The following is a 12,567-nucleotide window of genomic DNA, read 5'->3' as shown; positions in this document are numbered from 1 at the left end:
CTTGCTTGGCTATTTCAGGGGAGTATTCGTCAGCTTGACCTGATTAATCTGTTGCGACGAGTGAACCAAAGTCATGAACTGAAAGGCGTTATTCTGCGGAATGATAATGGCAGTCAGTTTATTGCTTACTCCGTTCGCAACTTTTTAAAAAGCTCGGAGATCAACCAAGAGTTTACGCACGTAGCCACTCCAGAGGAGAACTCATATATTGAAGCCTTCCACAGTATTTTGGAGCATGATGTAATTGAACGTAATGTATTTGACAGCTACTATGAAGCTAAAGAAATGTTAGAACGTTACTTTTCCCATTACAACTACCATCGGCTTCATCGCTCGATTGGTTTTATGACACCGCAGCAGAAATGGGAGGAAGCAGAGTTAGCTTATGACACAACCTTTTCAGAAAATCCGTCCAGTTAATAGGGGGCTAAGACAATCTCCTTTGCAGGCCCATCGAACAGCAAGGTGAAGGAATTGCTTTTTGTACCAGTCGGACAAGGACCCTTTGCCGGTATCCTACTTCAGCATGGGGCTCCTGGTACGGCAATGGCCTAAACCCCTCGTGGCGTGTATCTAGCTCGTCACGGAGCGGTCGTACTAGCGATCAATGCCCCCCCCCTTCGCCGAACGGGGCGTAGAGCCTGTCCAGCTTACGCCTACCGATAGTGTTGAGCAGGTAACTTACATTATCAATCTCCAGCGAGTGGTGAATTTATTGCTGACACGATCTGATGGGGATGCCAACCGATTAGAGGGCGTAAGTCGGAGTTATAGCGGCTCAATGGGTGTTTTGTTGTCCGGTATTGAACGACGAATAAGAACCTATATCCTGTCGGTGGCTGATGGTGGACTGGTCTCGCATTTCAGTAGTACAGGCTCCATGACAAGAGATCAGTTATCCATTGAAGGCGAGTCGCGAAAATAATGGGTAGAAGCGCTGTTGCCCATTGAGCTTATTCGATATATGCATCGGGCAACTACTGCCACGATACTGCTTCAGTCGGCGCGTCAGGATGAAGCCATTGCCGTTGCCGAGGCCTTACATCAGGCGGCTCCCCGGGGTACGATCGTTAAGTGGCATGATACCGGCCACCGCTTAAATACGCAATCCTACCTAGACCAGCTGACCTGGTTTCATCAGCAGTTAGGCACTCAAGCCATCGGTACCAGCGATCAACAAGGTCCCAACTTTCCTGGCCCCATCCCCTCCAAAAAGCCTTAATAAGCCTAACTCAATACGCCAGGGTGTGCTAGCCCGGCGTGTCAACTGTATGTATGCCATAACCAGATCATTGACACGCTAGGCCCGTTCCTTTGACAATAAGTGGGTGCCCGTCTGTCATAATACAATGACAGACGGGTGAAAATGTATGTTTCAGATTGTGTTGGTGTCTTAGCCTGACATGATAGGATGTTTAACTGGACGGCTTGTTTTAATAACTGTCAACTACAAGCCGTCGCATACGAAACCGCTTTATGGCTGCCTGGCTTCACTAGGGTCTTCCATATTCAGTAATAAAACAATTTATGAAGACCTCTGTCAAGGAAGCCTAGAACCGCTATTGCTGTAGCACAAACGTACGTACTGCGTCTATAAACCGTCTATTTTCAGTAATAAATGGCTCGTGCCAGGATTCAGAGAACGATACCGACGTAACCTTTGTGTTGGTCAGCAATGCCTTTGTCTCCTGGCTCACTTCATAGGGTACAATACCATCTTTGGTCCCCCAGAAGAGCCCAACCGGTACACGAACATTTTGGAGCAAAGCGCCTTTCTCATAGGTACGGCTTTCGACATCACCGTAATAACGGTATGCATCTGCCTGGGTAAACTGCGCCAGTGCGGTATTCGGTGAATTGAAGGCATAGTCAAGAACAAACTTTCTATCTGAATACAGAGAAACAGGATTGCCGCCCAGTTTGTACATCCAGCGATAAATGCTTTCCCAGTCAATGGTGGCCATCTGTTGGGACGTCACCGGATGCGCCACTAAATAGGCTTCGGCTTCGCTATTTTTCTGAAGACGAGCTTCTCGTAACGCCCACTCCCTGACCTGGTAAAGCCATCGAAAAAAGGAGAACATGCCATTTACGGTTATCAGACCGGCGACATGCTGCTGGTTGTTAGGGGTAGTCAAATACTGCCAGGCGAGCTCAACCCCAAAGCTGTGAGCAAGCAGGTAAATCTTAGCCTTAGGATACTGCTTTTGAAGCAGCTTGACCACTAGCTCCATATCTTCGTTAAATTGAGCATATCGTAGTGTTGATTCTTCTACTTTTCCCGATGAAGAACCTGCGACGCGCTGATCCCAGTAGGCCATCATTACGTCATCTTCCAGTCCGTTTAGATAGTAGCGATAGCACATGGCACAGTCACCCGGCCCACCGTGTAGGAACAATATCAGTTTGTTTGACGCTTGATTTCCCTTTACCCAGATAGGCATGTTAGCGCCTTTGTGGCGCAGAAAGAGTGTGGCATCCTCTCGAGGGTTTGTATCCTTATCCTTGCAGGAGGACAACGCCAGCAAGCCACCAAAAACGAGCAGTTGTAATAGGGTTCTCATGGCTTTTTTAGTGAAATAAACGTTCCTGCTTCAAGGCTGAATCGCAACAGTGATGAGGTGTTGTAGGGACGTTGTTGCATCAGATTTAACCGGATGTACCAGCTAAGCGGCAAGTCGCGTTTTACGGATAGGTCACGACCCAGACCGACAGAGACTGTGGGCAGAAACGCATTTCCTCCAGCCATTCTGACACGCCGAAAGTCGCCACTCTCCGTGACTTCGTACGTAGTGCCGTCGAGAAAGTAGCGGAAATAAGCGGGAGCCGCTGTTACCTCAAAGAATCCACCCCGCTTACCGATCCGACGGTAACCTACTTCCGGTGAAATAACAAGGCCAATGTGATTTTGGGGGTGCCGATAAAGGGCGGTTCCAAAGGAAGCGAAAAACAATTTTTTGGCTGAATTTTGCTCCTTAACGTAACTGATGAAGGGGCGCTCGTAGGCGACTCGCAGGCCGTAGTGAGTTATGGTTTCACCAAAATAACTCACCCTCAGCGATTGGGCTGATAAAGAATGACAGCATGCAAGTATAAACCCCAGAGAGAAGGTGTAACTTTTCATCGCTTGGTTGGTGATTACGCTTGCAAAATTAGGGCGGCTCTGCTCCAGGCTACCGACAGACGTAGTAAATTGGTAAATAACACGGATGAATGCGTAGAAAGCAGTGCTGAACAGTGCAGTCATAGTACTGTACTTCTATGACCAAATACTGTTAAACCATCAAATATTTCAATAAGCCAAACAGGCCTAACCGCTCATTGTTCAGCAAAATAGAAGCTTGCGGGGTGTGCGATTGGTTAAATGTATATCCGGATTAAGCGTAAACCTTAGCTAACAACTCAACGAGTTGCGACCGGTCAGTGACAAAAGCTTGGTGCATCAAATTAGTCGATAAAGAGTAACCGTACTTTGTTGATCGACTTGACACGTACCGCTTACTAAAACTAGATTAACTTACTGACTCAATAATCAACAATAGTATCTACCCCACCAGGTGGCTGACCGGAATTTTGATAAAGGCTAAAGGCTTAGACGACGAGCAAGCCAGCATCTACGGCATGGTTGAAAACGTAGAGCAACTGTTGTCAAGACTGGCCCAATTGGTTTTGAACCTAAACACGGTTGTTGTGTTTGTGACCGAAAACGGTCCAAACGGCTACCGCTACAATAGTGATATGAAAGTAATCAAAGGGGCGGTCGATGAAGGGGGGGCGCGTGCCGCTATTCCTGCGACGGCCCGGAAAGATACGTCCCCAAACCTGGATACGAACCTATGCGGCCCACATCGATTTACTGCCGATACTGGTGGATTTGTGTGGTTTGCGCTTAAGGCTTGCCAACCAGATCGATGGCCGCAGACTGGGGTCTATCAATTGAGCCTGCAATACACCGCTCGTGTTGTTGCTCTTAGGGCGCTATTGACCACTAGGTCCGGTAATAAGACGCTGAAACAAACCCTGCAAACCAGTTTCGACCCGCCCCTGAAACCAAGCCCAGACCGGATTACACGCAAAGAAATACACGAAAAGACATAAGCCTGACTGGCCTTTGAAAAGCTATGGCTAACTATGGGCTAGCTCCGGATTCTGCTTCAGGCAAAATCGGTCTCGAATGTTCAGGTAGCAGAAGTAAAGGCGCTATTGCTCACCGCCACCGAGTAGTCTACTCCCTAAAACATGATTTGGCTGGTTTCTTACCGGAAATATGCCAACGCTTGAATGAACGGAACTTGGAACTATTGCCAATTTAGTTGTTCGGCTGTTTTCAACAATTGTCAACTACAATGCGTAGCCTATGAGTTTTCAAAGAGAATTTATCGCTAACAAATTACCGAGTTGCCACGCGGTTCGTATCAAGTTTTGCTCGGTGGCCTGCAGAGCGGTGCCGATGTTTGTCGGGCCATTACCAATAGCTAGTAAGACATCGAAGTGATGATTTAATTCCTCGTTCTGCCTCAACGGTATCTGGCCTGCTAAACCAATTACAGGTAGATTTTTATGCTTTGCCTGAAACGCTACGCCAAATGGTCCTTTACCGTGTAAGGTTTGCTCATCAATACTTCCTTCGCCGGTGATAACGATATCGGCCTTATCAAGCGCTTTATCGAAACCAGTAAAGTGAAGAAAAAAGTCAATGCCGTTCACCAGTTTTGCATTGAAAAATGTGTAGAGACCCGCTGCTACACCGCCGGCCGCACCACCGTGTTTCACCCGTATCATGTCAATACCCGTTTGCTTAAAGGCTACTTCGGCGAACTTGCTCAGGCTTGCGTCCAGTTTTTTTACACCTTCAGACGTAGCTCCTTTTTGAGGTCCGAAAATGGCTGCCGACCCCTGCTCACCAATTAATGCATTATCTACATCACAAAGAATATTTACCTCACAAGCCAGAATCCGCTGATCAAGTCCTGAAACATCAATTGTTGCTAACTCCGTCAGGCTTTCAGGAGTGGTCAAAACGGTACCCTCAACCGTCAAAAAGCGAATACCGAGTGCCCGCAAAATTCCCGTTCCACCGTCTACGGTAGCCGATCCGCCAATGGCCAGGATAATTTCTTTAACGCCTTTATCTAGCGCCAATTTAATTAGTTCGCCGGTGCCGTATGATGTGGCCCGTAGCGGATCTAATTCATCAGGTTTTACTAATTGGAGCCCTGATGCATTAGCCATTTCAATGATTGCTGTCTCTCGGTTATTAACTAATCCGATAGAAGAACTTATCTGCCGGTCAAACGGGTCATTAACATCTGCTGAAACTACTACGCCGTCGTATTTTTTCATCATTAAATCGCCTGTGCCATCGCCCCCATCACCCACCGGAAAGCATTCACAAACGCATTTAAGCTGACTCTGCCGTAATCCTTTTTCAATAGCTTTGGCTGCATTTTGAGCGTTAAGACTGTGTTTAAAGGCATTAGGAGCAATAAGAACTCGTATGTTTTTCATCCGATAAGTTTAAAAGATAGTTCCAGATCAGGTCAGTTTCTATCCAGATTCGATAATTTCTCAAGCACAAGATACAAGGCTTGATTACCCAATGTGCCTTTACCCATTGCCTGGATGGATAAATAAAGTTGTTTGACCAAGGCAAGTCCTGGTAAAGACAAATGCATGGCCTCAGCTTCCTCTAAGGCGATACCCAAATCCTTCACAAAATTATTGACGCTAAAACCCGGCGAATAATCACCCGTTACGATTTTTGGGGCTAGTACATCCAGGCTCCAGCAGCCTGCTGCTCCTTTACTGATTGATTGAAGTAAGGTGTTCAGATCCAGACCCGCTTTGAAACCGTACAAAAGCCCCTCGCATACGCCAATGATCGTTCCGGCAATCGTAATCTGATTACACATTTTTGTATGTTGTCCCGAGCCAGCAGGCCCCTGGAATACTATGTTTTTTCCGAATGTCTCAAACAACGGAAGCACAGAATCCGACACCACTTTATCGCCCCCAATCATAATTGATAAGGTGCCATTGATAGCGCCTACTTCACCACCCGAGACGGGGGCATCTATAAATTGGGCGCCCTGCGCACTTGCTGCCTTTGCAATCTTTACGGCAAGACTTGGTTTAGTCGTTGTCATATCGATCAAAATGGCACCAGACTTCATCCCATTGATTATGCCTTCCTGAGCAAAATAACATTCTTCCACATCGACTGGAGAGCCAATGATAGTAACGATTACATCGGAGTTAGCAGCCACCTCGGCGGGTGTGTCGAACCATGTACAACCCAGCTCGACCAATTCAGCTGCTTTGCTTTTTGTGCGATTCTGGAGATTGACTTTGTAACCTGCCTTTAACAGATGCTTAACCATCGGCTTCCCCATGAGCCCAGTCCCGATCCATCCTATTACCTTGTCTTTAGTCATATAGCTAATTTTTTATAATAGTCCCCACCGGCGGACCGGCATTTTTTTGGCGTTTAGGATCAAACATGGTTTCCCAATATGATCCCTAAACTATATAGATCATAAAGATCTGCTGGTCAACCGTGCGGGGTTATTTATTGGTTGAGATTTATTCTAAAATTCCTTTGTCTTTGAGGAACTGAATACTTTTGGCTTGATTGTCAAAACACTGTTGCTGGTTGGCAATAAGGAGCAACCTATCAGGCTAAACAATATAATATGGTAATGTGAGCTGGCTCGTCTATTCACCGCGCTTGGCTATATATCATTTAGTGCGTTTTCCAGCAGCTTTTAGCTTACCAACTACTGGCTGCTTAATAAATTCAATAAAGTCAACTCGGGCCGTTTCAGTACCGTTTGCAACACCCGCTATCTCAATTTCATCGCCCGTATTGATTTTAACATTGGGGATGGTTTTCCGTTTCCAGCAATCAACATCATCCGTTAATTTCCACGATGCTTTCTGTTTACCAGCAACCGATAAAGCCAAAGTACTCTGCCCCCCTTTTTCGTCTGCGTACGACACTACGATATCATAAACACCCGATGGGTTCGTGAAGGCTGACTTTGCCATTCCTTTACTACTTGTCTGTACGCTTGGCTCGATCAGGAATTTATCAGCCGTATAGCCAGTCAGCGTCATCGTTTCAACTTCCATACCCGTTATAGGTGAGAATCCAGCAACGCCCGCTTCGCTAAGGCCATTTCGGACGGCTCGAAGTAACGAATATGGTGAGCCGTCGTAGTGTTTAATACCAATTCCTTTGGCACCTCCATCAACCGAAATTTTAATACTTGATTTTACAATTTCAGGGGTCGTGAGTAAGCGGGTCGGAACGCCGGGAATGATTGGAATATCGTTCCCCATAAAATATTTGGTCGTGGCTATCCGGGATTTTCGATCTGATTTCTGATAGCCATTTTGCTCCGTGTGCGTAGATAAGTGAACGGAATTAATGTTGTTTTTCAACTCTTCAAGGGCTAGTCCAGATGTTCTGTCATTCAGGTCATTCAGCCTAAAATCAATTTTTGGATTTACCTCATGCAGCTTGTCGGTCACTAACTTATAGATTTCTGTTGTAGACGCTTTCCGGAAATTGCGCCAGTTATCCAGCTGAGGTTGTGCGTATGGATTGTCTTTTAGAACGGAGATTGCAGCTTCCATATCGAAACCCATAGCCTTGGCTTTCCGCTTGCAGGACTCGCAGAAACAAGTACCGCCTTTTACCGGATCATCGGAGCGACTGAAGAGCAACATGCAGGTCTGCACATAATCGACATCGTAGTTTTTAGCCAAATCGCCGTAAAGAGCTACTAAATACGCCCGCACATCCGGATGGTTTGTACAGGGCCGTTCAACGGGATTATTGTTAATATCCCGCTGTTTGAATTCTTCATGCTGATTCAGGTATTCCAGTGGAATATAGGTGTGTGATACCTCAACCCCCCCCCGAAGTCCGCGTGCGTGCGCTCTATCAAGAACCAGTTTTAGCCAATCGGTATCATTCAGCCAGCTGTGCTTCGAGAGCATAGGTTTAATTCGGCCATACATGCTCATGGTCGGCCGGAAATAGGCCCTGGAATCTTCTGCATCCCATTCTCTACGAACCGGGTTATGGTTGAATGTAAATGTTCCGGGCAATTTGTCATTGTTGAAGGGCCGGTGCTCCTGGTGCATTACCGCAATCAGGTAGACAGAATTTACCCCAGCTATACTTGTCATATTGTCGAGAATAAGATCCATGCCTTCATCATGCACCTCCCAGGGGTAGATACTCCCGGTAACTTCGAAATTGGGGGCAGGTACATTGGACCGTTGGACGACTTGTGCATTCAATTTCGCTATGCATAGCAGCCCAAAGAATGCCAGCATACTTTCTTTACGGTAAATGAATCGTTTGATCACGCTTAAATTAATTAAGGAGGGAATAGGCATATAAAATCAGCTCACCAGATTCGGCGTCTGGGGTTTCTTCTTCGCCAGCATAACAATGGTCGATGCTAGCGTGACTAACAGAATAGCCAGCCCCAGGAGGTACACATACCCTCGCGATGCATCTAGACTAGTAGCCGGTTTTGTCGTACTGAGCATTTCATATACGGGAATTGTCCACTTCAGTACGTAGGCCTGCGCCAGCACAATCAGGCAGATCAAGAGCAACATGAAGAAACTATGCTTCACCGTAAAGCGGAATAATTCAGATTCTTGGCCCACCAGATTACCCGCTGCTGCGGCTACGGCTATAGATTGCGGGGAAATCATTTTGCCTACGACACCACCAGATACGTTGGCCGCTACCGTCACCACCGGATCAACACCAATAGACGTTGCGGTAGCATACTGGAGTTTACTAAACAAGGCATTTGCCGACGTATCAGATCCCGTAATGAACACACCCAACCAACCCAGCACCGGCGCAAAAAATGGAAACATAAATCCCGTATTGGCCAGCACTGCGGCAAGCGTTAGCGTAATACCCGAATCATTCAAAATGTAGGCAAACCCTAACACGGCGGCAATTGTCAGAATCGGAAACTTCAGTTGGTTCAACGTGGCCCCGAAAACTTTAGCACCCTCACTGTAAGTCAGACCAATGAGCGGAATGGCTACAAGGTCAGCAATGAGTATGGCCGTACCAGCCGCAGATAAATAATTGACCTTAAAAAGTTTAGAAAGGACTACCCCATCTTGTCCCTGAATAGTGTTGTGGAGGCCAGGAAACTCGAACTGGAACATACCAATTGAATTGAGTACGTCTTTAATGGGTTGCATTCCCCAGGCAATCACCATAATGGTCAGCACAATAAACGGTGACCAGGCTCGAAGCATTTGTCCGCTGGTATAGGTTATGGTGGCGTCAAACGTAGGGGCTGGTTCGTTGGCAAAGCGCCATATGACTTTAGGCTTCCAGAAGCGGAGGAAAACCATCAGGCAGATAATCGAGCCTAAACCCGCAATCACATCGGGCAAAGACGGTCCTAAATAATTGGATGAAAACCACTGCAGAAAGGCAAACGAAGCGCCCGATACAAGTACCGCAGGCCATAATTCCCTGGCCTTTTTAAAACCCGCAATAATCATAACCAGGTAAAAAGGCAGCATGATCGACAAAATCGGCAGGGTACGTCCAACCATTTGTGAGATGGGCAACTCAGGAATGCCGGATACTTGCGAGGCTACTGTAATCGGAATACCAATGGAGCCAAACGCAACCGGCGCCGTATTGGCAATCAGACAAATACCTGATGCATAGAGTGGGTTGAACCCCAAACCAACCAACATAGCCGCTGTAATGGCGACCGGTGCACCAAAACCCGCCGTTCCTTCCAGAAAGGACCCGAACGAAAAGGCAATCAACAGCGCTTGCAACCGCCGATCGGAGGTGATGGACGCCATATAATGCTTAATGATTTCGAACTGGCCGCTTTTGACAGTTAGGTTGAAAAGAAACACCGACATAACCACCAGCCAGCAGATTGGAAAAAGGCCATATAAAGCGCCATGTCCGATTGATAGAACCGCTAATTTCACTGGCATTCCATACACCAGAATGGCAATAATTGTGGCAATGACAATTGCAATCAGGCTGGCTTGGTAGCCCTTCATTTTTTTGATAATCAGGGCCCAGAAAATGAAGATAATGGGCACAGCCGCGACCAGGACGGACAAAATCATATTGTTAAGTGGATCAATAACCTGTATCCATTTCATAGAGTTGACTGCATTAACGTGTATATTAAAACTGATAATCGATAGTCGTATTCACTATGTGTCCTATACGTTATCAATCAATTCTGCACTTCCCATTTTTTGTCGGTTTTCTCGCCCATGTCCAGCACCAGCGTGCCGCCATTCATCAACTCATCGTGCGTAAACGAAAGGGATGTTAAGGGCTTGCCGTTCAAGGTAGCCGACTGGATGTATTTGTTGCGACGCGATGACTTAGGAGCCAGCAAGGTGAATTTCTTCCCCGTAGGCAAGTCGATACTCACTTTAGTGAATAGTGGGCTGGTGATGCTGTAGCGGGGAAGGCCGGGCGTGGTGGGATAAAAACCCATGGCCGAGAAGACCACAAACGAGGACATGGACCCCCCATCTTCATCACCCGGAACCCCGAAGATCGTATCCTGGAACCAGGTGTCCAGCAGGAGCCGGGTGTATTTCTGGGTTTTCCAAGGGGCGTTGGTGTAATTGAAGAGATAGGGAATGAAGAAGGTCACCTGATTGCCCATCGCAAACTGACCGATCATACCCGTTTGGTTTGGCCATTTTTCCCAGAATACCGGCTTGCTGCGGTCGAGGCCTTCCCGAAAAAGCTGGTCGAGTTTCTCTTCCAGTTTCTCAGGCCCACCCATCAATTCAGTGAGTCCTTTGATATCCTGCTGAACATTCCAGCGGTAGCTCCAGCCGTTGTTCTCGTTGTAATAGTCATTACCAGCATGCCCGCCATCGAATTTCGGGTCAATTTCTATGAAGTTTCCCTGCGCATCTTTAGGTAGAAAAAAACCGGTCTTAGCGTGCCATACATTCTTGTAGTTCTGGGCTCGGGGCGCATATTTCTTATATACATCCTGATTGCCCAGTTCCTTACCCAGTTCACTCAACGCCCAGCTATCATACGAATCGCCCAGCGTTATAGCTACCGCCGACCGTTTCTGACCTGACTTCTGGGATGCAATAGCATCCGTTTCTGCCTGGCCGGGGTGGAGTGCTGGATAATAGCCTTTTGTGTAATAAAATTCTTCAAGATCACCCTTTGGACCATTTCTGAAGGGAAGCATGGTTGCCTGCTCGGCATTTTTGAGTATGCCTTCAAAAGCCGTTTTAACATCGAAATTCCGGATGCCTTTCCGATACGCATCCAAAAACATCACCGACGATTTGAAGCCAAACATGCCGGGACGGTCGCCAAAGGGCCTTGGGTACTCAGGCATCCAGCCGTTCTGCTGGTACATGGTCACGTACGATTGCAACATATCGGCTTCCCGTTTGGGATCGAGGATGGCTCGCAAAGGGTGAAGGGCCAGGTAGTTACCCCAGGTATAATCGTCATTGTAAAACGGCCGGGTAGTTTCATGCACTTTCTTGTCGGAACCGCTGAAATAGCTTCCGTTCTCAGACATGTCAATCATACGGACATAGCAACGGTAGAGCGCTGTATAGAAACTGCGCTTCTGGGCGTCAGTGCCTCCTTCTACGTTTACCTGCCCGATAACTTTTTCCCAGGCTGCTTTGCCTTTGTTTTTTAGTTGATCGAATGTGATACCTGTCAGTTCTTTCTCAAAGTTTTTCCTGGCCTGTTCGGGGCTGACAAATGAAACGGCGTAGCGGAATTCAACGACAGACCCATCATTTTCACCGTAACTCGCAAAGGCCCGTTCGCCTGGCATTTTCTTAGGTTTTTCGGGCACTCCACTGACGGTGTATTTTCCCCAGTCTTTTTCGCCATCCTTTTTACCCGTTTGCGGCTTTCCAGTAAAAACGCCGTATAAATAGGCCGTTCCTTTCTGTTCATGGATCGCATCGACAACGAACTCCGTACCAATTAGTTTATTCCCGTCCTGCAGCTCGTATTTTCCGTTTGCGTAGTAATGTGACAGCAGTAGGTTTTTCTTGACACCTGCCGGAAACGTAAATCTGTAGACCCCCGTTTTTTCACCCGCTGTATATTCAGTCAGGATATCACTATCGGTCAGTTTAACAGAATAGTACCAGGGTTGTGTCACTTCCAGATCATGGTCGTAGGTCAATCGGCTATACCAAGCGGTGTCCGCTACGTTTCCAGTAGATGGTTTTATACCAAAAATCATCTGGGGCGTAATGATATTCTGACACAGCATCGGGAAGTCTGTAATCTGCATATCCAGATGATCCTGCCGATGGGGAAAGACACGTACCATCTGATTGGGCAGGTGGACAATAGGCCGATTAGTGTTCAGCAAGGGCGCTACGTTCCCAATAGTCGGATCAATATAATTTATACCTGACTCTGCTGCTTTCTTTGTTTGCGCCAGACTAATCTGGCTCAAGCTGGTGCTGATAACTATACCTGCAAAAACGGCTTTGAGTAGATTATGGTGTAAAAAGGACATA

General features: G+C 47.1%; 11 protein-coding genes. 4 read left to right on the top strand and 7 right to left on the bottom strand.

Annotated features, from left to right (window positions below; all coding sequences use genetic code 11):
- From ACYVIY_RS25565 to ACYVIY_RS25555, 3 genes are all read left to right on the top strand, one after another.
- Positions 1-420: transposase (locus ACYVIY_RS25565; RefSeq protein ID WP_460979374.1), on the top strand; the 420-nt coding region annotated here is incomplete at its 5' end.
- Between the two features lie 187 nt (positions 421-607).
- A complete protein-coding gene (locus ACYVIY_RS25560; protein WP_460979373.1) occupies positions 608-925 on the top strand; it encodes a hypothetical protein in 318 nt (105 codons plus the stop codon).
- A 39-nt stretch (positions 926-964) separates the two neighbouring features.
- Entirely contained in the window at positions 965-1,222 is a 258-nt protein-coding gene (locus ACYVIY_RS25555) for a hypothetical protein (RefSeq protein WP_460979372.1), read from the top strand.
- 337 nt (positions 1,223-1,559) lie between these two features.
- Here ACYVIY_RS25555 and ACYVIY_RS25550 read toward each other — a convergent pair whose 3' ends face one another.
- Entirely contained in the window at positions 1,560-2,564 is a 1,005-nt protein-coding gene (locus tag ACYVIY_RS25550) for an alpha/beta fold hydrolase (RefSeq protein WP_460979371.1), read from the bottom strand.
- Positions 2,561-3,247: a hypothetical protein gene (locus ACYVIY_RS25545; protein ID WP_460979370.1), complete on the bottom strand. Its 687-nt coding sequence runs from the start codon at positions 3,245-3,247 to the stop codon at positions 2,561-2,563. The genes ACYVIY_RS25550 and ACYVIY_RS25545 overlap by 4 nt, the downstream gene beginning before the upstream one ends.
- Before the next feature lie 326 nt (positions 3,248-3,573).
- Here ACYVIY_RS25545 and ACYVIY_RS25540 point away from each other — a divergent pair, with 326 nt between their 5' ends.
- Complete coding sequence (locus ACYVIY_RS25540) at positions 3,574-4,098, top strand: hypothetical protein (RefSeq protein ID WP_460979369.1); 525 nt, start codon at positions 3,574-3,576, stop codon at positions 4,096-4,098.
- 267 nt (positions 4,099-4,365) lie between these two features.
- Here the strand turns inward: ACYVIY_RS25540 and ACYVIY_RS25535 are convergent, their stop codons facing one another.
- The 5 genes from ACYVIY_RS25535 to ACYVIY_RS25515 all read right to left on the bottom strand — a co-directional run bounded on the left by ACYVIY_RS25535 (position 4,366) and on the right by ACYVIY_RS25515 (position 12,566).
- Positions 4,366-5,508: a glycerate kinase gene (locus ACYVIY_RS25535; protein ID WP_460979368.1), complete on the bottom strand. Its 1,143-nt coding sequence runs from the start codon at positions 5,506-5,508 to the stop codon at positions 4,366-4,368.
- 32 nt (positions 5,509-5,540) lie between these two features.
- Complete coding sequence (locus ACYVIY_RS25530) at positions 5,541-6,434, bottom strand: NAD(P)-dependent oxidoreductase (RefSeq protein WP_460979367.1); 894 nt, start codon at positions 6,432-6,434, stop codon at positions 5,541-5,543.
- 304 nt (positions 6,435-6,738) lie between these two features.
- Positions 6,739-8,346: a hypothetical protein gene (locus tag ACYVIY_RS25525; protein ID WP_460979366.1), complete on the bottom strand. Its 1,608-nt coding sequence runs from the start codon at positions 8,344-8,346 to the stop codon at positions 6,739-6,741.
- A gap of 69 nt (positions 8,347-8,415) precedes the next feature.
- Positions 8,416-10,185 (bottom strand): L-lactate permease, encoded by a 1,770-nt coding sequence (locus ACYVIY_RS25520; RefSeq protein ID WP_460979365.1) that lies wholly within the window; start codon positions 10,183-10,185, stop codon positions 8,416-8,418.
- 77 nt (positions 10,186-10,262) lie between these two features.
- On the bottom strand, positions 10,263-12,566 hold the full coding sequence (locus ACYVIY_RS25515) for a GH92 family glycosyl hydrolase (protein ID WP_460979364.1): 2,304 nt from the start codon (positions 12,564-12,566) through the stop codon (positions 10,263-10,265).
- Position 12,567: the final 1 nt, after the last annotated feature.

This window comes from Spirosoma knui, from assembly GCF_054780635.1.
This window is presented reverse-complemented; position numbering and strand designations above follow the sequence as displayed.